Source organism: Chryseobacterium indologenes (assembly GCA_016025055.1).
Classification (GTDB): Bacteria; Bacteroidota; Bacteroidia; order Flavobacteriales; family Weeksellaceae; genus Chryseobacterium; species Chryseobacterium indologenes.
In genome coordinates this window covers 573,692-598,515 of record CP065590.1, presented here as the reverse complement: position 1 = coordinate 598,515, position 24,824 = coordinate 573,692, and the positions used below count along the sequence as shown (strand labels likewise).

Genomic DNA, 24,824 nt, shown 5'->3' with positions numbered 1-24,824 from the left:
ATGAACATCGTCATTACCGGAGCATCCGGATTTGTCGGGCAGAACCTGCTTAAATATCTTGAGGATAATCAGTATAATGTTGCTGGGCTGTCTTTAAGAAATGACTGGAACTTACCCGTAAATTGTGATGCTTTAATTCATCTTGCGGGAAAAGCCCATGATACTGCCAATACTTCTGCTGATGAAGAATATTTTAAGATTAATACCGACCTTACCAAAAAACTTTTTAATGAGTTTCTGGATTCAGATATCTCTGATTTTTTTTATTTCAGCAGTGTAAAAGCTACTGCAGATACAGTGGATGGAATTTTAGATGAAAGTCATCATCCGGACCCGAAAACTCCTTACGGAAAATCCAAGCTTTTAGCCGAACAGTACCTGTTATCCAAAGAGCTTCCGGAAGGGAAAAGACTTTTTATTATTCGGCCATGTATGATTCATGGTCCAGGTAATAAAGGAAATTTGAACTTATTGTACCAGGTGGTAGAAAAAGGAATTCCTTGGCCACTTGCTGCTTTTGAAAATCAAAGGTCTTTTTTAAGCATTGAGAATCTCAATTTTTTAATAGTACAAATTCTTAGAACTAAAGATGTTCGTTCCGGAATTTATAATTTTGCAGATGATGATTTCATTTCTACCAATAAACTTATAGAAATTATAAGCAATGCATCCGGTAGAAAACCAAGATTATGGAAGATTTCCAAAGAATTAATTATAACTCTTGCAAAATTGGGAGATAAAATCAAGTTACCGCTAAACTCTGAGAGATTGAAAAAACTTACCGAAAGTTATGCTGTCTCTAACAGTAAAATTAAAAAAGCTCTAAGACTTGCAAAGCTGCCGGTTTCAGCAGATGAAGGATTGATGAAAACTATAAAAAGTTTTAAAACAAAATAATGGAATATTTTCTTGTAACACTTATATTATTTATTTCGATATTAATTTATTTCAGAATTGCTGACAAATACAATATTATCGACAAACCCAATCACAGAAGTGCCCATACTCAGATCACCCTGAGAGGGGGAGGTATTATTTTTCCTATCGCTTTTATCATTTTTTGTATATTCAATTATAATGAGGCCATTCAGAATTACTGGTCTTTTGGATTAGGATTGTTAGCCATTTGTGGGATTAGTTTTATTGATGATGTTAAAACATTGTCAAACAAAATCAGACTTTCCGTGCACTTATTAGCCGTAATTCTTCTTTTATATTTTACGGGAGCTTTTGAGCTTATGCCTTTCTGGGCATGGCCAATGCTTTTTGTCATCATCATCGGAACGCTGAATGCCTATAATTTTATGGATGGAATTAATGGGATGACAGGAGTATACAGTCTTATTACTTTAGGCTCGTTGGCTTATATCAATAAAGATATCGTAGAATTCACAGATCAAAACTTTATTTATTATCCGATATTGGCATCACTTGTTTTTCTGTTTTTTAATTTTAGAAAAAAAGCAAAATGTTTTGCCGGTGACGTAGGAAGTATGGGAATCGGATTTTGGATCATAGGATTAATTACCCTTCTCATCATGAAAACCGGTGAGTATAAATATATATTATTACTTTCTGTCTACGGAATGGAGGTCGTTCTGACCATTATGGAAAGACTATCCCTAAAAGAAAATATTTTTGAGGCACACAGAAGACATTTATATCAGCTTTTCGCGAATGAAAAAAAAGTCTCACATTTGGTGATTAGTGGTGTTTATGCTATCATACAGGTAATTGTGAATATCTTTCTGATATATTCCGATCTTCCGGTGTGGGCTATCGTCCTGATTATTTTTATTCCGTTAGGAATTCTGTATGTAGGTTTAAAAGTAAGTCTGAAAAAGCAGTACGGATTATAAAACAGAACAAAACTTTAACATGAAAATAAAAGAAACCCCCTTAAAAGATTGTTACATTATAGAACCTACCATCTTTGAAGATGAAAGAGGCTATTTCTTTGAAAAATTCAATGAGAAAAAATTTGAAGAGCTGACCGGAATGAACGGCCATTTTGTACAGGATAATATTTCCAAATCTTCGTACGGCATACTAAGAGGGTTGCATCTTCAAAAGGGAGAACATGCCCAGGCAAAACTGGTATCATGCCTTGAAGGAAGTGTTTGGGATGTGGCTGTAGATCTTCGTGAGGATTCGCCAACATTCGGAAAGTGGTTCGGTATAGAACTTACAGCAGAAAATAAAATGCAGCTTTACATCCCGAGAGGATTTGGGCATGGCTTTTCTGTTTTAAGTACCGACGCAGTATTTTCTTATAAATGTGATAATTTTTATAACAAAGAATCTGAAGGTAGTGTAAAGTTTAATGACCCGGACCTTGCAATCGACTGGAAAGTTGATGAAAAAGATGCCATACTATCAGAGAAAGATAAGAACGCCCCGCGCTTCAAAGAAAAAAACTTTTAAATATATATCTGAAAACCACTTTTGTAAGGTGGTTTTTATTTTTTAATTATTAACTCTTCAATATTTTGTATCTTTGCAGACTCAAAATCAAAAAGATGCGTACAAAATCGGTAGGGAAGAAGAAAATCAATGTGGTCACTCTTGGATGTTCCAAGAATGTTTATGATTCAGAAGTATTAATGAGCCAGCTGAAAGCCAACGGCAAAGAAGTGGTTCACGAAGACCGTGGTGATATCGTTGTAATTAATACCTGTGGATTTATTGATAATGCTAAAGAAGAATCGATCAACACTATTCTTGATTATGTAGAAGCAAAAAATAGAGGTGAGGTTGAAAAAGTATTTGTTACAGGATGTCTGTCTGAAAGATATAAGCCGGATCTGATCAAAGAAATCCCGGATGTAGACCAATATTTTGGTACAAGAGATCTTCCTGTTCTTTTAAAACACCTGGGGGCAGACTATAAACACGAGCTCGTAGGAGAGAGACTGACAACCACTCCGAAACATTACGCTTACCTTAAAATCTCTGAAGGTTGTGACAGACCATGCTCTTTCTGTGCGATCCCTCTGATGAGGGGAGGACACGTTTCCACACCTATTGAAAAACTGGTCTCCGAAGCACAAAAATTGGCTAAAAAAGGGACAAAAGAATTGATTCTTATTGCTCAGGATCTTACCTACTATGGTTTAGATATCTATAAAAAACGTGCATTAGGCGATTTATTAAAAGAACTGGTAAAAGTAGATGGAGTAGAATGGATCCGTCTTCACTATGCTTTCCCAAGCGGTTTCCCTGAAGATGTTCTGGACATTATCCGTGAAGAACCTAAAGTTTGTAATTATATTGACATCCCTCTTCAGCATATCAATTCCGATTTGTTGAAATCAATGAAGAGAGGAACCACCCACGAGAAGACAGATGCCCTTCTGGGAAAATTCAGAGAAAAAGTTCCTGATATGGCTATCAGAACAACTTTAATTGTAGGCTATCCTGGAGAAACAGAGGAAAGATTCCAGGAACTGAAAGACTGGGTGAGAGAACAAAAATTTGACAGACTGGGATGTTTTACCTACTCACATGAAGAAAATACGACAGCCTATGTTTTGGAAGACGATATCCCTCAGGAAGTAAAAGAAGCAAGAGTAGAAGAGATCATGGAAGTACAATCTCAGATTTCCTGGGAAAAAAATCAGGAGAAAATTGGTAAAATATTCAGATGTATTTTTGATCGTAAAGAAGGAAATTATTTTATCGGTCGAACTGAGTACGATTCACCGGATGTAGATAATACAGTATTGGTTTCAGCTGAAGATACTTATATTTCTATAGGAGAGTTTGCAGAAGTTAAAATTACATCAGCTGAAGAATTTGACTTATACGGCGAATTGATATAAAGCTAATGTGCTATGAATCAAATCATACGCAAATCGCTGTAAGAATAAAATAAGTAGAATTATTAAACAAAATTAACTTAAATATTTTCTGGTGTATTTTTTATATTGCTGGTTTTCAATGAATTGATGCTTGCTGATGTTAAGAAAATTTAATTTTCTTTCATAAAGTATTCAAATTAGAAAATTATGTCTTAAATTTGCACTAAGCAATGTTTTTAAATCATGTGCTTTCAATAAGTTATTTACCAAAATGAAGCTTATATTTGATCCAAATATATTTTTATTTATATTAGCTTTATGATGTTAATCACTCATTGATTTGTTTTTTCCTTGTGAAAATATTGATGAAAAATAATGTAATTAAAATCTTTAAAAACTTATGAAAAAATTTTTATTAACAGCAACTATGCTGGTTTGCCTTTCGGCACTTTCCCAGGCTCAGCAGGGGCGTGTGGGGATTAACACGACCACACCAGCCGCAACTTTAGATGTAGTAGCGAATACTACAGATAATACAAGACCTGATGCCTTGCTAGTCCCTCGTTTAACAAGAGCTCAATTAGCAGCTAAAGATGGCGCTTATGTAACTGCACAAAATGGTGCGCTTACATTCGTGACGACGCTTAGACGGTACTGCAGCTGGAAAAACAGCAAATGTTACCGCAACTGGGTTTTATTACTATGATGCTCCCAATACCGTTTGGGTAGCTGTAGGTGGAGGCGGAGGTGTTTCCAGATACGAAGGTATCAGAGGAAATGCTACTATTGTAACCAACCCTACGTATACTCTTCAGTCTACAGATAACGTTATCGTTACCAGAGCTACTACGGGTGTTGCTATTACACTTCCTTCCCTTACAAATACTCCTGCAGATATCGGGCGTATTATTAAAGTAATTAATAACAATACAACAGCAACAGCATTAACGTTTACTAACGGAGCAGGAGATACACCTCCTACCATATTAGGAAACTTAATTGTTAACCAAAACAGAGGTATTGAATTCGTTTGGACAGGAACTACTTGGTCTTCACCTCAGAAATAACCCTTTTAAAACTTAAGAATAAGATGAAAAATATATTTAATTTTTTAGCTATTGTTGCTTTTGGTTCTCTAGTAAATGCGCAGGTAAGCCTTAATAACGGAGCACAAAATGCTGCTATTAATAACTCTAACGTTGCAATCGACCTTAGTTCTGCTTTTAGTACAGAAGCTGGTGCTGGTGCAAACGTAGGAAAAGGAATTGTTGTGCCAAGTGTAGACTTGGTCAATTTCCAATTTGATACTTCTCTTGCTGATGGAAGTACTTTCCCTACTTGGTTTGATGGTATGGTTGTTTATAACAATGCAACAGGTACTACTTTAACCACAGGACAAAGATCTTCAACTGCTACTGCTGTAACTCCGGGATTCTACTATTATTATAACCCAACAGGTTCTACTACAAGTTCAGTACAGCCAGGGGTATGGAGACCGCTTGGTGGTAATGCGAATGCTGGAAAAGTGAATATCCTTCCTACTGAAACCATTACAAATACTCAGGTAAATAATGCTCAGGTATATGCAATCAAAGGAACTTTCACAGCTAGTGGTACTTCTACTGCTGTAAATATTCCGGCACCTGCAGGAATGAGTGCTATGTATGGCATCACTATTTATAAAGCGGGTACCAACACGGTTTATGACAGAAGTTTATATTCTTATACTATTGCGACTACTGCAGGTAACGCAGTTACTGGTTCTCCAAGTATGTCGGTAGTGTATCCATCTGGTACATATGATTATGTATTAGAATACCTTAAATAATAAATTTAATTAATTACATATAAAAACCAATGAGTTCCCTCTCATTGGTTTTTTGTTTTTATTACTGGGTAATAAAATCTGGCGGTATTGTATTTATTAATATAGTATGTGATCTACTATATTGAACGGGATAAAACAGTCTTTCAATGTTCATGGAGTTTATGAAGTTTATATTGTGGTTTACATTCATAGTCTGTAGTGCAAAATAACAGCGGTAAAAAGGACCGGTTTTTGCATTAAAATAAAACATAACTTTTTTAGAAAAATATCAATTTACGTAAACTATTGATTATTAATATTTTATAAAATTTATTTTTTTAAATTATGCGCAAAGTAGTTAATTCTGTTAACTTTTTAGCTGTTTTTTTAACACTTTTTAACAGTGTGGTCTAAAATCCCTATCCATAGGGGGTTACAAGGGTTGTTAACATTTATTTATGGTTTTATTAACTTTTTTTAACAAATTAAATAGGGAGTTAAGGAGATTCCTGATACATTTGCTCCGTCAAAACCAATAAAAGTTCAACATGATGAAAAGATTCATTCTCGTAATCATAATGATGATTTCAACCCTGGGTATTTATTCTTTCACGAATAATGCCTTAGATGCGAAAAAAACAAGTTATGCATCGTACTACCACGATAAATTTAACGGTAGAAAAACCGCTAGCGGAGAAATCTTTGATAACTCAAAGTTTACTGCAGCAAACAGAACGCTTCCGTTTGGAACAAACGTTAAGGTAACCAACCTTAAAAATGGAAAAGAGGTAATAGTAAGAATTAATGACAGAGGGCCTTTCCATTCATCAAGATCTTTAGATATGTCTAAAGCAGCGTTCGACGAGATCGGAGATATCAGTCATGGTACAATTCCGGTCGAATATGAAATTGTCGATTAATTTTATGATTTAAATTAAAAAAGCCAGCTGATTCCAGCTGGCTTTTGTGTTATGGTATATTACGATATTTTACACATCCAATTCCAGTAAAGAAGGACAATGGTCGGAATGAACAGCTTCTTTCAAAATAACCGCCCTGCTGAGCTTTTCCTTTAAATTATAAGAAGCAAAAGTATAATCTAATCTCCAACCCTTATTTTTAGCCCTTGAGTTCTGACGGTAGCTCCACCAGGTATAATTTTCCGGTTCATTATTAAAGAACCTGAAACCATCAATCAGTTCGCACTCATCGATGAAATTAGTCATCCACTCTCTTTCCATAGGAAGAAACCCGGAAACATTTTTTAAGCGAACAGGATCGTGAATATCGATTGCTTCGTGACATATATTAAAATCACCCGAAATAATTAGGTTAGGGATCTCCTTTTTTAAATTTTTAATATACGCTAAGAAATCATGGCAGAATTGCATTTTAAAATCCAGCCGCTCTATATTGGACGCAGAAGGTACATATACAGAAATTACAGAATATCCGTCAAAATCAGCACGAATGATTCTTCCTTCATTATCGTAGCTTTCAATACCGCAACCATACTCTACATGCCTGGGCTTTATTTTTGACGCTATACCGACTCCACTGTAGCCTTTTCTTACGGCAGAATGCCAGTAACTGTGGTATCCTAATTTTTCAAGACTTTCAATATCAATCTGGTCATTTCCCGCTTTACTTTCCTGGATGCAGATAATATCCGGATCAGCAGTTTTTAACCAGCCTAAAAAATCTTTTGTAAATGCGGCCCTGATTCCATTAACATTGTATGTAATTAATCTCATTAGTCTTTTATAAATGTTTTAAAATTTTCGTCGTATTTGGATGGAATAAATTCGGTGATCGCATAATCTGCAACCTCTTGAATATAAAAAGGATCTTCAGTGATGATCTGTTCAATCTCCTTTTTAGAGGCTGCTTTAGCAATAATGATCCCTCCTGTTCTTGGTTCTTTTCTTCCTGAGGCAATGAACTGTCCAGAGTCATAATGTTTGTGGAGGAAAATAGTATGTTCGGGAATAAGTTTTTCTATATTTTCAATAGAACTCTTATAGGTAAGCGAGATAATAAACATGATTTATTTTTTACAAAAATATGAACTATAAAAAAGAGGCGGAAATAAAAAAGCCGGTTTTGAATTTCAAAGCCGACTTTTTATAGTTTAAGTAAGTGATTTTATTTTTTAAAAACTGTTTTACCGTCTTTTGTAAGTTCTATTTCTTCACCCTTACCTCTCAGCTCATAATGATCATTTTTATACCATATTCCTGATGCAGGTTTTTGTCCCTGCAGTTCAATTGATTCATTATTGAAAACTACTGTAGCTGTATTTTTGGTATTATTGAAAGTCATATCCAATGTTTTTCCACTGCTGTCTTTCGAAGTACTTTTTACAATTTCATCCTGAGCTCCTGAAACAGCTGCTGAATCTGACGGCTTAGCAGCAACACTGTCTACAGGAGTAGAAGCAGAATCTGTTGCTTGCTTTTCTTTATTACATGAGGTTAAAAATAAGGCAGCAAATGCTGTCGCAATAAAAATGTGTTTTTTCATAAAATTATATTTATTAAAGTTGTCTTCTAGTATGCAAAATGAGTGCCTTAAAATAATGGTAAATCTATGATGCCTACCAAAATGGAGTGTATGGTCAGAATCAGGATGAAGAGATGGTTTTTGTGAAAGCTGCTCCCACCCCACATATAAAGGGTGGGGCAGACCATTGATATCAATGCCCGTGGAAATTATTATTACGATTGTCCTTCTGATCAATGGATTAAAATGTATGGTTTCAATACGGTTGATGTCAAAATAACTATTCTTAAATGGCTGTTGGCAATGGTAAACTTACCTTTACCATAAGCAGTACTGCTTATGGGATTGCCGTTCCATTAGGTAGTTCTTTTTCAGTTAATGGTGGAGGGGGAAAATTGCCGGATTGATTTTCCGGTAAAAGAAAGGACGATAGAGAACTAGGTTTAAGAAATACTAAAAGAGTAGGGGATCTGGCAAACCGTATTATAGAGGCCGTTATAAAAAGGCGGAAAAAATCATTCGATTTTTTCCGCTTTATACCCAAAATTAAATAAACTATGAAAAAACTACTTGGGTTCTAAAACACTGATAGGAATGATACATTCTTCCAGTGAGATTCCACCATGTTGATAGGTCTCTTTATAGTAATTTACAAAATGATTATAATTTTTAGGATAAGCCAGGAATATATTGTTTTTGGCAAAAATATATTTCGAGCTTAAATTTCCTTTGGGAAGGAAGAGTTTTTCAGGGTTGGTGATTGCCCATACATCGCTGTCGTCATAGGTCAGACTTTTACCGGTTTTATATCTGATATTGGTAGAGGTCTCTCTGTCACCCACCACTTTGCTTGGCTTTTTCACATATACCGTTCCGTGATCGGTAGTAATAACCAGCTTGTAACCGTTTTCTGCTGCCGTTTTGATGATTTTCAATAATGAAGAATTTTCAAACCAGTTAAAAGTCAGAGAACGGAAAGTTTTATCATCACGGATGAGCTGATCTACGATATGATTATCTGTTTTGGCGTGGGATAAAATGTCGATAAAGTTGTAGACGATAACCAGAAGGTCATTGTTTTTATGCTGGTTGAAATCGTCATAGATTTTTCTTTCAAAATCAGCATTCAAAACCTTTAAATATTTCATGGATTTTGATCCAAGACCGATTCTTTTCATTTGGTCCTCCAGGAAATCACGCTCATATTCATTTTTATTTCCCTCCTCATTATCATTGAACCATTTATCAGGGAAACGTTTTTCGATTTCCGAGGGCATTAAACCGGCAAAGAAAGAATTTCTTGCATACTGTGTCGCGGTAGGAAGAATACTGTAGTAATAATCTTCAGATATTTTATTGTAATATTTTGTAAATAACGGCTCGATTACCTTCCATTGATCATAACGGAGGTTGTCGACCATCAGCAAAAGCACCTTCTCTTTTTCAACTTCCGGTTTTACTTTTTCCTTGAAAAGCGTGTGGCTCATAAGAGGTTTATCTGAGTCGGTAAGCCAGTCAGCGTAGTTTTTTTCAATAAACTTGGCAAACTGAATATTAGCTTCTTCCTTTTGCGATTGTAAAAGGTCGGCAAACTCATTATCTGCTACTTTATCAAACTTAATCTCCCAGCTTAGGATCTTTTTATAATACTCAGCCCATTCCTGATACGTTCTCAGATAAGAAAGTTCCATAGAAAGGTTTCTGAACTCCTGCTGGTACTGTAAGATAGTTTTTTGTTCTACCAGATTATCCTGCTGAAGATTTTTCTTTAATGAAAGTAAAATCTGGTTAGGATTTACCGGTTTCAGGATGTAATCAGCGATTTGGGAACCTATGGCTTCTTCCATGATATGTTCTTCTTCACTTTTGGTCACCATAACTATTTTTAAGGAATTGTCTTTTTCCTTGATCATAGGAATAGCTTCAAGCCCGGAGATCCCAGGCATATTTTCATCAATTAATGTTAAGGCAAATTTCTCTGAATCCATAAGTTCCAAAGCCTCATTTACATTATTAACAGGAGTTACATTGTAGCCCTTTTTTTCTAAAAATACGATATGAGGTTTAAGTAAATCTATTTCATCATCGATCCATAATATCTTTTCTGACATAATTTATTTTTTACATGATTATTCTATCAAAATGTTGACCAATTCCTTTTAAAATCTCACAAATTAGGATGTTTAAAAGTTAAATAATAGTTAAATGAAAATGCGATTAGGTATTTCATTTTTGGCTACGGTCAATTATTCGTTTTTATATAGAGCAAAGCTCTTTCCAATACTTCATCCTTTCCTTCCCGGATCCCTTGTATAGTAGGCTTCACAATGATATCAGGAATAATCCCGATTCTTTGTGTTTCTCTGCCATCAGGATAGTACGCGCCAAGCCCCGTAAAGCGTGTATCGAGGCCGGCAATTTTGAAAGTGATGACATCTCCATTTGCTCCCGAGGTATTGCTCCCGATCAATTTAGCTTTCGGATGTTGCCTTAGCATCATTGCTGTGGTCTCAGCCTGGCTTTGTGTACTTTCGTTGACTAATACGACAACATCACCCTTGTAGTATTCCTTATTTCTTCGGCCAATAATATTTTTCCTGCTGTAAAATTTTCCTGGGTAATCGGTTTCCGGAAATGTGAACAGATAGTAAGTCGCTATTTCCGGGAGTATAAGTTGGCTTAAAGGTTCAATCGTTTGGTTGGGATAATTTCTGAGGTCAAAGATAATAGCCCTGGTCGATTGCAGGTTTTTGTACATCATATCCAGGTCCTCCTTTTTGAGAATTCCCATATTCACATAGCCGATCTGCTTTTCTAAAAGTTTCCAGTTTTCGGGACTTTTATTTTGGGTACGGATAATATCTTTTGCAAAATATGTTCGGGAGGTAATGGATAAATTGTGACCGCCCCTTTCAATTTTCATAGAAATGGAGTCTCTGTTGGTTGAAAGGAAATGGCTTTTTACTTTCTCTATTTTTCCCCAGGAATTCGAAGCCGGAACATATTTCCCAAAACTATTAACCAATTGAGGAATTGTTTTACCATTAACATCGTAAATGACATCTCCCACAAGTAAAGGTGTTTTCTCTTCAAACGCAGTGGAATTAATTTTTGTAACTACCAATTTTCCTTCCGCATACGAATATTCTACAGGAACCCTTCTGTTACCATATTGGTTAAGACTGATCTCTTTTGAAAAAAGATAGGCATGGGAGTCGTCAGTTTTTGTGACCAGTTCCGCCAATGTCAAATGATAAGTTTCATCACTGTCACTATTAAGAAACTTTGGAATCATCTCTGTCAAAACACTATTCCAGTTTTGGTCGGTTTCATATTTGTAAGGGAAAAAATATTCTACATAATTCCAATACCGGAACAGCTCCAGCAAGCTGATCGATTGAGATGTGAATCTTGAACCGTATGAATTTTCATTTCTGAAATATATCTTTCGGCCGCCTTTCCCTAGATAAAGAGACTCTCCGAGATTTCTGTTGTTTTCTATGTAATGAAGTTTTTTGGTTACATTTTTACTGAACAGGTCGTTATTTTCAATCCAGCTCAGATCGAAATTTTTGAGAAAATATACTTTATCATTTTTTTTGAACATTCTGAGCAGGTTTCTATCTTTCCAAGACTGTCGATCCACTCGGCATATAAAGTATTCAGCTCTTTTTTATCATCAATGCTTTTAAGCTCATCTATTTTCTGGAAGAGTTGCTGATCCCAGTTAAAACGCCCTTGAGCTACTTTGGGATGATAATATTTCAGAAATCCCCAAATTCTGCATAGAGATTCCAGTTTCTGGGTTTCTGATACTGCTTGTGCGGAAAAATGAAGACAAAAAAATAAAAAAATGAAAAGAGAATATTTTCTCATCAAAAGAATTGAGTTTTCTCAAAGATAGGTGATTAATGCAATAACCACAAGGGTTTTTTGATGAATAATTGAAACAACCAAAAGAGATTGGAAGCAGGGCACTCGAAGGGAGAGCAAAGTATAATTGCTAATGTCTGGAAATCAGCTGTCGTTAAGATCCATTATTGATCATTGTAAGTTGAAGGAAGTATGTTTCAGCGCTCTTTCTTTGACTGCGCTCCTTTTAATATCAATTTAATCATCCTTCAAATTTAAAATTCCTAACTTTGTTTACTAATATTGACCTTTCAATGCAGAACAAGCTAAAAATCATCAACGATCCCGTTCACGGATTTATCAAAATACCTCACGAAATTTTATTTGATATCATTGAACATCCTTATTTTCAGAGGCTGCGAAGAATCGGGCAGACGGGGCTGCTGAACCTGATTTTTCCCGGAGCTACCCATACCAGATTTCATCATGCCCTGGGAGCAATGCACCTGATGTTTACAGCATTGGAAACATTAAAGCAAAAGGGCGTTACAATATCCGAAGAAGAGGAAAAAGGGGCAATGCTGGCTATTTTAATGCATGATATTGGTCATGGTCCCTTTTCCCATGCACTTGAAAGTATGCTGATGGACGACTGGCATCACGAAAACCTTTCATTGCTATTGATGAATAAGCTTAATGATGAATTTGATGGTCAGCTGTCAATGGCTATTGAAATGTTCCAGGGAAAATACCACAGGAAATTTTTCAACCAGCTGATTTCTTCCCAGTTGGATGTGGATCGGCTTGATTATCTTAAAAGAGACAGTTTCTTTACCGGTGTTTCCGAAGGGAATATTAATACCCAGCGCATCGTTTCTATGATGAATGTGTGTGAAGAAGGAGAACTGGTGATTGACGCCAAAGGAATTTATTCCATTGAAAATTTCCTGACAGCCAGAATGTTCATGTACTGGCAGGTCTATTATCATAAGACCTCTGCTTTGGCTGAGTTTCTTTTGGTTAAGATTCTTGAGCGGGCTAAGTATCTGATCTCTCAGGGAGTTGAGCTTCCGGCGACAGATCATCTCAAATATTTTTTATACCGAAACAAGGGTGCAGCTACGGACGAAGATGTACAAAGATTTACGCAGCTTGATGATAACGATGTTATTCAGGCTATGAAAGAATGGCAGAATTCTGAAGACTTTGTTTTGTCTTATTGGTGTAAATGTGTGATTCAGAGAAATTTGCCGAAAACAATTATTTCTTCACATCCGTTTACTGCAGAAAACATTGAAGAAAAAATAAAGAAAACAAATGAATTTTTCGGAATAGATAACGCAGCTGAACTTGTTCATGAGATAAAAAGAAAACTTTTACCATACGATACAGAAAAACAGCCCATCTATTTATTACAGAAAAACGGTAAGAAAATGAAGCTGCATGAGTCGGAAGACCAGCTTTTATCAGGCTTAATGGTCAATAAGACCACACGCTACATCCTTATGTTTCCGAGAGATATTTCGCGCATAGATTCTTAAAGAATATTAAAATTCACGATCTCAAATCAAAAAATGTTTGCAAATTATAGAATTTCTTATCTTTGCAGAATATGGAATTTACAGCTTCGCAAATTGCAAGTTTTATCGACGGAAAAATAATAGGTGACGAGAATGCACTTATTACTGGGGTTTCACCAATTGAAAATGGCGAATCAGGGCATCTTTCTTTTATAGCACAAGATCGATTCTCACATTATCTTGATACCTCAAAATGTTCCGTAATTATCGTCTCGGAAAAGCTTTTAGCTAAAAATAATTATACCCCTACCGTAATCGTTGTAAAGGATGCGTATCTTTCTTTTCAGATTCTGATGAATTTATATCAGGAAATGAAAGGACGAAAAGAAGGCATCGAGAACGGTTCTTCTATTCATGATACAGCCGTGATAGGTGAAAAAGCCTACATCGGAGCGTTTACCTACGTTTCGGAGAAAGCTAAAATCGGTGACGGATCACAGATCTATCCTCACGTTTATATAGGAAAAGGAGTGAAAATCGGCAAAAACTGTAAAATAGACAGCGGAGCCAGGATCTACGACTATTGCATCATAGGAGATAATTGTGTTATTCACTCCAATACCGTCATAGGTGGTGATGGTTTTGGTTTTCAGCCAACGGCAGAAGGATTTAAGAAAATACCACAACTGGGGAATGTCATTATTGAAGATGATGTTGAAATCGGCTCCAACTGTAGTATAGACAGAGCAACCATAGGTTCTACCATTATCGGAAAAGGAACCAAAATCGATAATCTTATCCAGATTGCCCATAATGTAAAAATAGGACAGAATAACGTCATTGCGGCACAAGCCGGCATCGCAGGTTCAACCGTTATCGGAGACTGGAACCAGATTGGAGGTCAGGTAGGCATCGTAGGACATATCAAAATAGGTAATCAGGTGAAAATTCAGGCTCAGAGTGGCGTGAATTCCAGTGTAAATGATAAAGAAACACTGTATGGTTCACCGGCGATCAGCTATAATGACTATTTGAGAAACTATGTTCATTTCAGAAACTTTACTGAAATTGTAAGCAGAATAAATAATCTTGAGAATACCTCAAAAGATAATACTAATGAGTGATATGCAAAAAACACTTCAGGAAGAGGTTACTCTTTCTGGAATTGGTCTTCATACTGGTAGAGAAGTAAAACTTACCATTAAACCTGCAAAAGAAAATACAGGTTTCGTATTTGTAAGAACAGACCTTGAGGGGCATCCTCAGGTTGAGGCAGATGTAAATTATGTTGTAGCGACAGAAAGAGGAACGACATTAGAAAAACTAGGGGTGAAAATTACCACGTGCGAACATCTTTTAGCAGCTTTGGTAGGTTGTGATATTGATAACGCGGTTTTAGAAATGGATGCTTCTGAACCTCCGATTCTGGATGGATCTTCAAAATTCTTTGTAGAAGCTATCGAAAGCGTTGGTGTGGTAGATCAAAATGTAGCCAGAGAATATCTGGTGGTAAAAGAAGTTCTTACTTACAGTGATCCGGCTACCGGTTCGGAGATTACCATTATCCCGTCAGATACTTACGAAGTAACAACAATGGTTGATTTTGGGACTAAAGTGTTAGGAACCCAAAATGCCACTCTTAAAAATATTTCCGAATTTAAAGACGAAATTTCCTCGGCAAGAACATTTAGCTTCCTGCACGAATTGGAAATGCTCTTGGATCACGGATTAATCAAAGGAGGTGATATCTCTAATGCTATTGTATATGTAGATAAAGATCTTACCCCTGAAACTACAGAAAAACTGAAAAAAGCCTTTGGTAAAGATAATGTTTCTATCAGACCCAACGGAATTCTTGACAACCTGAACCTAAACTATCCGAACGAAGCTGCAAGACACAAATTATTAGATGTAATAGGTGATCTGGCTTTAGCAGGAGTGAAAATAAAAGGAAAAGTTATTGCCAACAAACCGGGGCACTATGTGAATACTCAGTTTGCTAAAAAATTAAACCGTCAGTGGAAATTGCAGAAAAAGAAAAACGTTCCGGATTTTGATCTTACAAAAGAGCCGGTATTCGATATTAACGGAATTATGAAGCTTATGCCTCACAGACCACCGTTCTTATTGATCGATAAAGTTCTTGAACTTTCAGACTCCCATGTGGTAGGATTGAAAAATGTAACCATGAATGAGCCCTTCTTCGTTGGACATTTTCCAAAAGAACCTGTGATGCCGGGAGTTCTTCAGGTAGAAGCGTTAGCTCAGACAGGAGGTATTCTTGTGTTAGCAAGCGTTCCGGATCCTGAAAACTATTCTACGTATTTCATTAAAATTGATAAAGTGAAATTCAAGAGAAAAGTAATTCCCGGAGATACTCTTATTTTCAAAATTGAATTGATAGAACCTATCAGAAGAGGTATCGTTCACATGCAAGGATATGGATATGTAGGAGATACAGTGGCAGTAGAAGCAGAGCTTATGGCTCAAGTTGCAAAAAATAAAGTTGATTAAATGATCCATCAATTAGCAGCCGTAGATAAACGCGCGAAAATCAGCAAAAATGTAATTGTAGAACCTTTTACTACAATTGCTGGGGACGTAGAAATTGGAGAAGGAACCTGGATCGGTCCGAATGTTACCATCATGGATGGAGCAAGAATAGGAAAAAACTGCAGGATTTTTCCCGGTACTGTAATCTCTGCAATTCCTCAGGATCTGAAGTTTGATGGTGAAGATACTCAGGTAATTATCGGTGATGATACGACCATCAGAGAATGTGTTACGGTAAACAGAGGTACAAAAGCCTTAGGACATACCAAAATAGGAGCAAACTGTCTTATTATGGCAACCTCACACATTGCACATGACTGCGTGATTGGAGATCATGTTATCATTGTAAATGGCTGCGGTATTGCAGGACATGTTGAGATTGGAGACTATACTGTAATGGGAGGTTTATCAGCTGTTCACCAATTTGGTAAAATAGGGAAACATGTAATGATTTCCGGAGGTACTCTGGTAAGAAAAGATATTCCGCCTTATGTGAAAGTAGCGAGAGAGCCAATGTCTTATGCAGGAATCAATTCTGTTGGATTAAGAAGAAGAGGATTTACCAATGAAAAGATTTTTGAAATTCAAAAAATCTACAGAACGATTTTCCAAATGAAAATGAATGTTTCTCAGGCAATGGCGCATATTGAAAAAGAAATGCTGCCAACAGCTGAGAGAGACGAAATTCTACAATTTATTCAAAACTCTCCAAGAGGTATTGTAAAAGGATACGGAACAAGCAAAGAAAGCAACCAGTAACAACAAAATTGCTCACAGGCTGAATGGCAATACGCAATCTGCTGATGGCCCAATAAAAAATTAAGAAAAAAGATAATATATACTAATGGCAACAAGTAACGATATCAGAAAAGGGCTTTGCATCGAGTACAGCAATGATATTTTTAAAGTAATCGAGTTCCTTCACGTAAAACCTGGAAAAGGACCAGCTTTCGTAAGAACTAAATTAAAATCTGTAACAAACGGTAAAGTAATTGATAATACTTTCTCTGCAGGACACAAAATTGAAGAAGTAAAAGTAATCACAAGAAAGTTCCAGTATCTTTATGATGACGAGAACGGATTCCACTTCATGAATAATGATGACTTCTCTCAATTATATTTAAATAAAGAAATGATTGAGAACTCTCAGTTTATGAAAGCTGGGGAAGAAGTAACAATCATTCTGAAAGAAGTTGATGAAACTCCTCTTTCTGCTGAACTTCCACAATCAGTTTACCTTGATGTAATCGAGGCTGATCCGGGAGTGAAAGGAAATACAGCAACCAATGCTCTTAAAAATGCGATCGTTGAAACAGGAGCAAGAGTGATGGTTCCTTTATTTATTGAACCTGGTGACAGAATTAAAGTAAGCACCGAAGACGGTAGCTACTTAGAAAGAGTAAAAGAATAATACAATTTACATAAATTCGGTTTGCATTGGCATTCCGAATTTTGTTTTATAAGAAAATCTATTGTTATGAGATTCCATTCTCCGCAAAAGCTTAAAACGATTGCTGATTTAATAGGCTCAAAATTTGTTGGTCCGGAAGACTTTGAAGTATTGGGCTCCAACGAAATTCATATGGTGAAACCGGGAGAGATTGTTTTTGTCAACCATCCTAAATATTACGACAAAGCATTAAATTCCGCAGCTACCATTATTTTAATTGATAAAGAAGTTGAATGTCCTGAAGGAAAAGCTCTTCTTGTCTCTGATGACCCATTCAGAGATTTTAATAAGATCAATACTCATTTTACAAGAATATATAATTTCACAGAAGAACTTCATGATGCAGAAATCGGGGACGGAACAAAAATACACCCTTCTGCAGTGATCGGAAATAATGTGAAGATCGGAAAAAACTGCCTGATCTTTCCTAATGTTGTCATCGGTGACAGAACTGAAATAGGAGACAACGTGATCATTCAGTCCGGAACTGTGCTTGGTGGCGATGCTTTTTACTATAGAAAACTGGATGGCAACTTTGACCGTCTGATCTCCGTAGGAAATGTTGTCATTGAGAATAATGTTGAAATTGGAAACAACTGTACAATTGATAGAGGAGTTACTGATTCTACAGTAATCGGAGAAGGTTCTGTACTGGACAACCAGATTCAGATCGGACACGATACCGTGATCGGAAAAAAATGTCTTATTGCCTCACAGGTAGGAATTGCGGGATGTTGTATCATTGGTGACGAAGTCACATTATGGGGGCAGGTCGGTATTGCTTCCGGTAAGAAAGTAGAAGCAGGATCCGTACTTTTAGGAAAAACAGGAGTCAACAGAGACCTGGAAAAAGGCACCTACATCGGGATGTTTGCTGAAGATTTCAAAACTTATCTGAAAAAAGAAGTAAAACTGAGAAATTTGTAATGAAGAAGTTAACAGTACTATTTCTTTTTATTTATGCCGTAAGTTTTGCACAGAGATCAGATATCAAATCTAAAATTTTATTTAATGATAATAGAATTGTAGAAGCTGAAATTCCTTTCAGAACCAATCTTTTTGAGAGTGATCTGATTGATGAGATAGCCGTAGCAGACAGGAAAATTAAAATCTTGGAAAATGGGAAAACAATTAAATATCCCGCTTCTGAAATTCAAAAAATAGAATTTACGGATCTTAAAAATAAACCGAGAACTTTCATTTATTTTCCGGCAGAATCCTCAAAAACTTTGGTTGAACTTCTATACGACGGTCAAAAAATAAAATGGGTGAGGGCATATAGACGTCACGGTTATGATGGTTCAACCCTCACTTCAGACGTTTTATTCAAAGGAGATATAAGACAACCTTTAAATCTTTTTGTCAATAACAGAAAGAAATTAAAAGAATTAATGGCGGATAAACCGGAGCTGGAGCCGCTTATTGAAAATATAAATTATAACAGACTGAAGGATGAAGATTTGATCAATCTGTTGAAAAAATATGATGAATAAAATCAGATTCAAAAATTTTTTTAACGACAAATAATCATTATTTTTGTCTGACGTATAAACTGAAAATAAATAAATTAAAACAACAATAAAATGTCAATTTTAGTAAACAAAGATTCTAAAGTAATTGTACAAGGATTTACTGGAAACGAAGGTACTTTCCATGCAGGTCAGATGATTGAATACGGAACAAACGTAGTAGGTGGTGTTACTCCTGGAAAAGGGGGAAGCGAGCACTTAGGAAAACCGGTATTTAATACAGTAGCTGATGCCGTTGAAAAAGCAGGAGCAAACGTAAGTATCATCTTTGTACCACCGGCATTCGCAGCAGACGCTATTATGGAAGCTGCTGAAGCAGGTATCAAAGTAATTGTATGTATTACTGAAGGTATTCCTGTAGCTGATATGGTTAAAGTAAAATCTTATATTGCTGACAGAGACTGCAGATTAATCGGACCAAACTGCCCTGGAATCATTACTTCTGAAGAAGCTAAAATTGGTATTATGCCTGGATTCGTTTTCAAAAAAGGAAAAGTTGGAATCGTTTCAAAATCAGGAACCCTTACTTACGAAGCAGCTGATCAGGTAGTAAGAGCAGGTTACGGTATTTCTACAGCAATCGGTATCGGTGGTGACCCAATCATTGGTACAACCACAAGAGAAGCTTTAGAATTATTCATCAATGACCCGGAAACTGAAGCGGTTGTAATGATCGGTGAGATCGGTGGAGGTCTGGAAGCTGAAGCAGCAAGATGGTACAAAGCAAGCGGATCTACTAAGCCGGTTGTTGGTTTCATCGCTGGACAAACAGCTCCGAAAGGAAGAACAATGGGACACGCTGGTGCTATCGTAGGTGGTGCAGAAGATACAGCTCAGGCAAAAATGGAAATCATGAGAGAAAACGGCATCAACGTTGTTGATTCTCCTGCTGATATCGGTGCTACTGTAGCGAAAGTTCTAGGATAATATAAAACAAAACATATGAAAAAACTTTTATTAGCCTCAGCCTTAACTCTTTCTGCTTTGTCATTTGCGCAAGTTCAATGGAAAAGCACAAGATTCGGGGTTACGGCAGGCTTGAACTACTCCAGAGTAGCCAATGCCCATAATCCTTCAGGCCCAAGATACGCTTTTCAAGGTGGAGCTTTGGCTTTAATTCCCGTAGGAAAAAGCAATCAGTTCTTTATACAACCCGAAGTTTTATACTACGGTGCCGGAGAAACGGGTAAAGATAAAGATGCTAAAGGAAAAGATGGTTATGATGCAGTATATGCAAATAACTACCTAAGCGTCCCTCTTTATTTTAAAGGATACTTTTCAGAAGCTGCATCAGAATTCTTTGGATTAATTGGTCCGAGATTTAACTTTCTGGTAAACCAGAACGTAAAAGATGCTCCTGTAGGAAGACCTTATTATGATCCGGATGTTACTGATCCTACACAACCATCAGGAGTAAACGGTAAAGCAAAAAACTTTAACTGGGGACTTGCACTGGGTGTCGGATACAGTTATAAAAGACAGCTTGAAGTCGCTCTTAAATATGATTTAGGTCTTTCTGATACCTATCCTGGTCTTGCAAAAGAAAGAGGAGGTACTGATAAGAAAAAATCAGAGCAGGTATTAGCCCTTTCTTTAAGCTACATATTCAAATAAATCATTTATTAAGAATATAAAAAATCCCGGAAAGTAATTTCCGGGATTTTTATATTTTAGTCTGTAACCAATTATTTTTCTGGTATTTCACTAGCCTTTAATCCACTTCCAGATTTCTTTTAAGGTAGCTTTATTCCCATACATCAGAATACCCACACGATAGATTTTTCCTGCCAGGAAAATCATGAAGATCGTTGTTCCCAGTAACAGCACTATTGATAAGGCAATCTGCCATGCCGGCACTCCGAAAGGAATTCTTGCAATCATGGCAACCGGTGAAGTAAACGGGATAATCGATAGCCAGAAGCCCAACGGACCGTCAGGATTGTTCATTAATGAGAAACTTCCATACATCCCCAGCATCAGCGGTAAAACGGCAAATAAAGTGAATTGCTGGGTTTCTGTCTCATTGTCTACTGCGGAGCCTATTGCAGCATAGATCGAGCTGTAGAAAATATATCCCAAAAGGAAAAAAATGATGAATACAAAAATAATTAACGGGAAATTCATTTCCAGTAAGCTGTGAGAGATTTGAGTAGCCAGTTGTGAAACATCAAGTTTACTTGCCATCTGCTCATTTCCACCCGGAATATTTTTCGGTACTGGAGAAAAACCTGTATTCAAAACTATAGCTCCGATTACAGACATCGTAATCCAAATGACAAACTGAGTAAGGGCAACCAGTGTTACCCCCAGGATTTTCCCCATCATCAGTTCAAAAGGCTTAACAGAAGAAATAATGATCTCCACCACGCGGTTGTTTTTTTCCTCTAATACGCTTCGCATAACTCGGACCCCGTAAATGATGATAAACATAAAGGTCACATACATCAAAATCATACTAAGCCCGGTTTTTACCCCAAAAGCAAGATCAGAATCCTCCTTATTATTATCAGAAACATTAATAGTCTTAAGGCTAAACCCTTTATCAAGGTCAATCAGTTGTGCTTCCTGGATACCTAGGTGCTTTATTTTTTCTTTTTTAATAACATTACTGATATCGGAAACGATTTTCTGCTTTGTATCAAGTCCTATTTTACTGTTGACTACCAATCTTGCTCCCGTTTCCAATTCATCAAAATTATTGTTTTTTAATTCCGGCAGAATAAGAATACCTGCAATAGATTCATTGCTTTTTAGAGTATTAATCTTTGATTTTTCATCTGCAGCTGATACAAATGCATAATCAACCTTATCGTTAGACTTAAACTGGTTGGTAAAAAGTCCGCTTTTGTCTACAACTTCTATAATACTGTGAGACTCGTTGGCTTTAAACATCAGTCCGATCACCGCTCCGAAAGCTATGATCAGAACAGGTGCAAGCAATGTCAATATGATGAAAGATTTTTTCTTAACCTGTGTAAGAAATTCTCTCTTTGTAATTAAAAAAATATTATTCATAAAAATTAAGAATGATTACTTACGGCATTAATAAACACTTCATTCATACTGGGAATCCTTTCGTCGAATGATCTCACCTTACCTACACGCACAAGATCCAGAAGAATGTGATTCTGGTCAGTCTCATTTTTCAGGTCAAAGGAAACAAGGTTATTTTCATTTGAGAAATTGAATATCTCATACCTTTCCCTGAAATTTTCAAATTGCTCATTATTGATTTCTGAAAGGGTAATCCCAAATATATTTTTCTTGAATTTTTCTCTTACATCAAAGACTCTTCCGTCTATAATTTTTTTAGAATTGTTGATGAGCGCAACATAATCACACATTTCCTCCACACTTTCCATTCTGTGGGTTGAAAGGATAATGGTGGTGCCGTTGTTCTTAAGATCAATAATCTGATCTTTAATCAGGTTAGCATTTACAGGATCAAAACCTGAGAACGGCTCATCGAGGATCAGAAGATGTGGCCGGTGAAGTACTGTGACTACAAACTGAATCTTCTGTGCCATCCCTTTAGAAAGTTCAGATAGCTTTTTCTTCCACCACTGGTCGATATTAAGTTTATCAAACCATTTTTTGGCTTCATTCAGCGCATCAGTTTTATGCATTCCTTTAAGTTCTGCAAAGTAAAGGATCTGATCACCTACAGTCATATTTTTATACAGGCCTCTCTCTTCCGGCATATATCCGATATCTTTAATATGTGTGGGATTCAGTTTTTCCCCATTAATGAAGATTTCTCCTGAGTCTGCCTGAGTAATTTGGTTGATAATACGGATAAAGGATGTCTTTCCGGCTCCGTTGGGTCCTAAAAGGCCATAAATGCTGCCTTTGGGAACGTGGATGCTGAAATCATCCAGGGCGACCTTTTTACCGGCATTATAGGTCTTTTTAATATGTTCAGCTTTTAACATTAAATGTTCTTTTACAATTAGTATAAAAAAGTCCTGAAAGTTACGGAATTATTAGAAGGAATTCATGTAAAAGAAAAAATCCTGATGATTATCAGGATTTTAATTTATTGTTTCACGATTTGAGTAACTTTTTGCGTATTGTCACTTAAAATATAGCGAATCAGATATTTTCCGGGTTTTAATTTTTCAATATTAATCTCTCCGGAATTCATATTGACTGTATAATTGGCGACCTGCATACCCAAAATTGAATAAAAAGTCACGCTTTTGATTCTTAAAGAAGAATCCTTTGCCTTAATGATAAGGAAATCCTTTGCAGGATTTGGATAGGCAAGCAATACACCATCATCAGCTTTCTGAGTGATGGATCCCGGCTCTTTTAGCTGAGCTTGCATATTGTTGGAAAACCCAACAAAAGTGCCTAAAAATAAAATTAAAAGTAAAAGTTTTTTCATCAAATTTATAATTTCTCGAATGTTTATAACAAATATAAAAAAATCTACAATCTCGTACAATACTTTTTTACAGAACTTGTAGTAAATTTGTACAAACTTATTCAAAAAGTATTCCAAAATGATACATTCAAGAAATAGAAGACTTAGAGTTAATGAATCTATCAGAGGTTTGGTAAGAGAAACTCTTCTTACAACTGATGATTTTGTAATGCCAATCTTTGTAATGGAGGGCGAAAACATGCAGGAGGCGATCCCATCGATGCCTGGAATTTTCAGGCGAAGCATAGATTTAACAGTGAAGGAATGTAAGGAATTATTTTCTTTAGGCGTAAAAGCGGTCAATTTGTACATGAAAGTGTCTGATCACCTGAAAGACAATACAGGAAAAGAAGCCTGGAACAAAGACGGATTGATGCAAAATACCATCAAAGCCATTAAAGATGCCGTTCCGGGAATGGTTGTTATGCCGGATGTGGCCTTAGATCCCTATTCTATCTACGGACACGACGGAATCATTGAAAACGGAAAAATCTTAAATGACGCTACCAATGACGCATTGGCCAGAATGTCAGTATCCCATGCGGAAGCAGGAGCTGATCTGGTAGCACCTAGTGATATGATGGATGGGAGAGTGCTTGTGATCAGAGAAGCATTGGAAGAAAGCGGATTTACAGATGTAGGAATCGTAAGCTATGCAGCTAAATATGCAAGTTCATTCTACGGACCTTTCAGAAGTGCTCTGGACAGCGCTCCAAAAGACGACATGGAAATTCCGAAGGATAAAAAAACATATCAGATGGACTTCCACAATACCCGTGAAGCTTTAAACGAAGTCTATAAAGATATCGACGAAGGTGCCGATGTGATCATGATCAAACCGGGGCTTCCTTACCTTGATATTGTTTCTAAAGTGCGTGAAGCGATCGATCTTCCTATTGCGGTTTATAATGTAAGTGGAGAATATGCAATGGTAAAAGCTGCAGCTCAAAACGGCTGGCTGGATAATGATAAAACCATTATTGAAAGTCTTACGTGTTTCAAAAGAGCAGGAGCAGATATGATCTTTACATATTTTGCTAAAGAAGCCGCCATATTGTTGAATAAATAAGGCATAATTTCCTATAAAAATAAAGGCTGTCTCAGGAGACAGCCTTTTATAATAATAATCTGGGATAATCTTTCATTATCAACCCTGACAGAAAGGATCTTCCGGGCGTATGGGATTTTCAGGGTGATCTAAAAGACAAATTTTTGTCGGACACAGATACCACCCCGGAAAGCAGTTTCCGTTTTTATCAGGATAGGTATAATAATAACCTCCTTTGATTCCTTTTAATTCTTTTTTTGTTAATTTTTTCATGAGTGAATATTTTATTGAGTGAGTTGATCTAAATTAAATAAAATATATCACATTGATTTGAACA

General features: G+C 36.4%; 28 protein-coding genes. 17 read left to right on the top strand and 11 right to left on the bottom strand.

Features of this window, described 5'->3' with window-relative positions; translation table 11 throughout:
* The 5 genes from H3Z85_02740 (at position 1) to H3Z85_02720 (ending at position 4,506) form a co-directional block, all read left to right on the top strand.
* On the top strand, positions 1-897 hold the full coding sequence (locus H3Z85_02740; protein QPQ52424.1) for an NAD-dependent epimerase/dehydratase family protein: 897 nt from the start codon (positions 1-3) through the stop codon (positions 895-897).
* Entirely contained in the window at positions 897-1,859 is a 963-nt protein-coding gene (locus H3Z85_02735) for a glycosyltransferase family 4 protein (GenBank protein QPQ52423.1), read from the top strand. The genes H3Z85_02740 and H3Z85_02735 overlap by 1 nt, the downstream gene beginning before the upstream one ends.
* A 19-nt stretch (positions 1,860-1,878) precedes the next feature.
* Positions 1,879-2,424: a dTDP-4-dehydrorhamnose 3,5-epimerase gene (rfbC, locus tag H3Z85_02730; GenBank protein QPQ52422.1), complete on the top strand. Its 546-nt coding sequence runs from the start codon at positions 1,879-1,881 to the stop codon at positions 2,422-2,424.
* A gap of 95 nt (positions 2,425-2,519) precedes the next feature.
* Positions 2,520-3,821, top strand: a complete 1,302-nt coding sequence (gene rimO / locus H3Z85_02725) for a 30S ribosomal protein S12 methylthiotransferase RimO (protein ID QPQ52421.1) — start codon at positions 2,520-2,522, stop codon at positions 3,819-3,821.
* Positions 3,822-4,200: 379 nt separating this feature from the next.
* On the top strand, positions 4,201-4,506 hold the full coding sequence (locus H3Z85_02720; protein QPQ52420.1) for a hypothetical protein: 306 nt from the start codon (positions 4,201-4,203) through the stop codon (positions 4,504-4,506).
* A 105-nt stretch (positions 4,507-4,611) separates the two neighbouring features.
* Here the strand turns inward: H3Z85_02720 and H3Z85_02715 are convergent, their stop codons facing one another.
* Entirely contained in the window at positions 4,612-4,785 is a 174-nt protein-coding gene (locus H3Z85_02715) for a hypothetical protein (GenBank protein QPQ52419.1), read from the bottom strand.
* Between the two features lie 105 nt (positions 4,786-4,890).
* Here H3Z85_02715 and H3Z85_02710 point away from each other — a divergent pair, with 105 nt between their 5' ends.
* Complete coding sequence (locus H3Z85_02710) at positions 4,891-5,628, top strand: hypothetical protein (GenBank protein QPQ52418.1); 738 nt, start codon at positions 4,891-4,893, stop codon at positions 5,626-5,628.
* A gap of 527 nt (positions 5,629-6,155) precedes the next feature.
* The gene (locus H3Z85_02705; GenBank protein ID QPQ52417.1) at positions 6,156-6,527 is read left to right on the top strand and encodes a septal ring lytic transglycosylase RlpA family protein; all 372 of its coding nucleotides are present in this window, start codon (positions 6,156-6,158) and stop codon (positions 6,525-6,527) included.
* A gap of 69 nt (positions 6,528-6,596) precedes the next feature.
* Here the strand turns inward: H3Z85_02705 and xth are convergent, their stop codons facing one another.
* The 6 genes from xth to H3Z85_02675 form a co-directional block, all read right to left on the bottom strand.
* Positions 6,597-7,361 (bottom strand): exodeoxyribonuclease III, encoded by a 765-nt coding sequence (xth, locus tag H3Z85_02700; GenBank protein QPQ52416.1) that lies wholly within the window; start codon positions 7,359-7,361, stop codon positions 6,597-6,599.
* Positions 7,361-7,651 carry a GTP cyclohydrolase gene (locus tag H3Z85_02695; protein QPQ52415.1) on the bottom strand — a complete coding sequence of 97 codons (291 nt, stop codon included), beginning with the start codon at positions 7,649-7,651 and terminating at the stop codon, positions 7,361-7,363. Before H3Z85_02695 ends, xth begins: the two co-directional genes overlap by 1 nt.
* 101 nt (positions 7,652-7,752) lie before the next feature.
* The gene (locus H3Z85_02690; GenBank protein QPQ52414.1) at positions 7,753-8,130 is read right to left on the bottom strand and encodes an MliC family protein; all 378 of its coding nucleotides are present in this window, start codon (positions 8,128-8,130) and stop codon (positions 7,753-7,755) included.
* Between the two features lie 545 nt (positions 8,131-8,675).
* The gene (locus tag H3Z85_02685) at positions 8,676-10,220 is read right to left on the bottom strand and encodes a PglZ domain-containing protein (GenBank protein QPQ52413.1); all 1,545 of its coding nucleotides are present in this window, start codon (positions 10,218-10,220) and stop codon (positions 8,676-8,678) included.
* Between the two features lie 131 nt (positions 10,221-10,351).
* Positions 10,352-11,716 carry a peptidase S41 gene (locus H3Z85_02680; GenBank protein ID QPQ52412.1) on the bottom strand — a complete coding sequence of 455 codons (1,365 nt, stop codon included), beginning with the start codon at positions 11,714-11,716 and terminating at the stop codon, positions 10,352-10,354.
* Positions 11,668-11,985: a hypothetical protein gene (locus H3Z85_02675; protein ID QPQ52411.1), complete on the bottom strand. Its 318-nt coding sequence runs from the start codon at positions 11,983-11,985 to the stop codon at positions 11,668-11,670. The genes H3Z85_02680 and H3Z85_02675 overlap by 49 nt, the downstream gene beginning before the upstream one ends.
* 290 nt (positions 11,986-12,275) lie before the next feature.
* Here H3Z85_02675 and H3Z85_02670 point away from each other — a divergent pair, with 290 nt between their 5' ends.
* The 9 genes from H3Z85_02670 (at position 12,276) to H3Z85_02630 (ending at position 20,627) form a co-directional block, all read left to right on the top strand.
* Complete coding sequence (locus tag H3Z85_02670) at positions 12,276-13,502, top strand: HD domain-containing protein (protein QPQ53828.1); 1,227 nt, start codon at positions 12,276-12,278, stop codon at positions 13,500-13,502.
* Positions 13,503-13,573: 71 nt separating this feature from the next.
* A complete protein-coding gene (lpxD, locus tag H3Z85_02665; protein ID QPQ52410.1) occupies positions 13,574-14,605 on the top strand; it encodes a UDP-3-O-(3-hydroxymyristoyl)glucosamine N-acyltransferase in 1,032 nt (343 codons plus the stop codon).
* Positions 14,598-15,995, top strand: a complete 1,398-nt coding sequence (locus tag H3Z85_02660; protein QPQ52409.1) for a bifunctional UDP-3-O-[3-hydroxymyristoyl] N-acetylglucosamine deacetylase/3-hydroxyacyl-ACP dehydratase — start codon at positions 14,598-14,600, stop codon at positions 15,993-15,995. Before lpxD ends, H3Z85_02660 begins: the two co-directional genes overlap by 8 nt.
* Positions 15,996-16,793: an acyl-ACP--UDP-N-acetylglucosamine O-acyltransferase gene (lpxA, locus tag H3Z85_02655; GenBank protein ID QPQ52408.1), complete on the top strand. Its 798-nt coding sequence runs from the start codon at positions 15,996-15,998 to the stop codon at positions 16,791-16,793.
* A gap of 85 nt (positions 16,794-16,878) precedes the next feature.
* Entirely contained in the window at positions 16,879-17,445 is a 567-nt protein-coding gene (efp, locus tag H3Z85_02650) for an elongation factor P (GenBank protein QPQ52407.1), read from the top strand.
* Positions 17,446-17,511: 66 nt separating this feature from the next.
* Positions 17,512-18,411 (top strand): UDP-3-O-(3-hydroxymyristoyl)glucosamine N-acyltransferase, encoded by a 900-nt coding sequence (locus H3Z85_02645; protein ID QPQ52406.1) that lies wholly within the window; start codon positions 17,512-17,514, stop codon positions 18,409-18,411.
* A complete protein-coding gene (locus H3Z85_02640; protein QPQ52405.1) occupies positions 18,411-18,977 on the top strand; it encodes a hypothetical protein in 567 nt (188 codons plus the stop codon). Before H3Z85_02645 ends, H3Z85_02640 begins: the two co-directional genes overlap by 1 nt.
* Positions 18,978-19,067: 90 nt before the next feature.
* Positions 19,068-19,940 (top strand): succinate--CoA ligase subunit alpha, encoded by an 873-nt coding sequence (gene sucD, locus H3Z85_02635; GenBank protein QPQ52404.1) that lies wholly within the window; start codon positions 19,068-19,070, stop codon positions 19,938-19,940.
* A 15-nt stretch (positions 19,941-19,955) separates the two neighbouring features.
* A complete protein-coding gene (locus tag H3Z85_02630; protein ID QPQ52403.1) occupies positions 19,956-20,627 on the top strand; it encodes a PorT family protein in 672 nt (223 codons plus the stop codon).
* Between the two features lie 90 nt (positions 20,628-20,717).
* Here the strand turns inward: H3Z85_02630 and H3Z85_02625 are convergent, their stop codons facing one another.
* The 3 genes from H3Z85_02625 to H3Z85_02615 all read right to left on the bottom strand — a co-directional run bounded on the left by H3Z85_02625 (position 20,718) and on the right by H3Z85_02615 (position 23,400).
* Complete coding sequence (locus tag H3Z85_02625) at positions 20,718-22,028, bottom strand: ABC transporter permease (GenBank protein ID QPQ52402.1); 1,311 nt, start codon at positions 22,026-22,028, stop codon at positions 20,718-20,720.
* A 5-nt stretch (positions 22,029-22,033) separates the two neighbouring features.
* Positions 22,034-22,945 carry an ABC transporter ATP-binding protein gene (locus tag H3Z85_02620; protein QPQ52401.1) on the bottom strand — a complete coding sequence of 304 codons (912 nt, stop codon included), beginning with the start codon at positions 22,943-22,945 and terminating at the stop codon, positions 22,034-22,036.
* Positions 22,946-23,049: 104 nt separating this feature from the next.
* The gene (locus H3Z85_02615) at positions 23,050-23,400 is read right to left on the bottom strand and encodes a T9SS type A sorting domain-containing protein (protein ID QPQ52400.1); all 351 of its coding nucleotides are present in this window, start codon (positions 23,398-23,400) and stop codon (positions 23,050-23,052) included.
* Positions 23,401-23,518: 118 nt separating this feature from the next.
* Between H3Z85_02615 and hemB the strand changes: the two genes are divergently transcribed.
* Positions 23,519-24,508, top strand: a complete 990-nt coding sequence (gene hemB / locus H3Z85_02610; GenBank protein QPQ52399.1) for a porphobilinogen synthase — start codon at positions 23,519-23,521, stop codon at positions 24,506-24,508.
* Between the two features lie 78 nt (positions 24,509-24,586).
* On the opposite strand, the gene H3Z85_02605 is transcribed toward hemB, so the two are convergent.
* Complete coding sequence (locus tag H3Z85_02605) at positions 24,587-24,760, bottom strand: hypothetical protein (GenBank protein QPQ52398.1); 174 nt, start codon at positions 24,758-24,760, stop codon at positions 24,587-24,589.
* Positions 24,761-24,824: the final 64 nt, after the last annotated feature.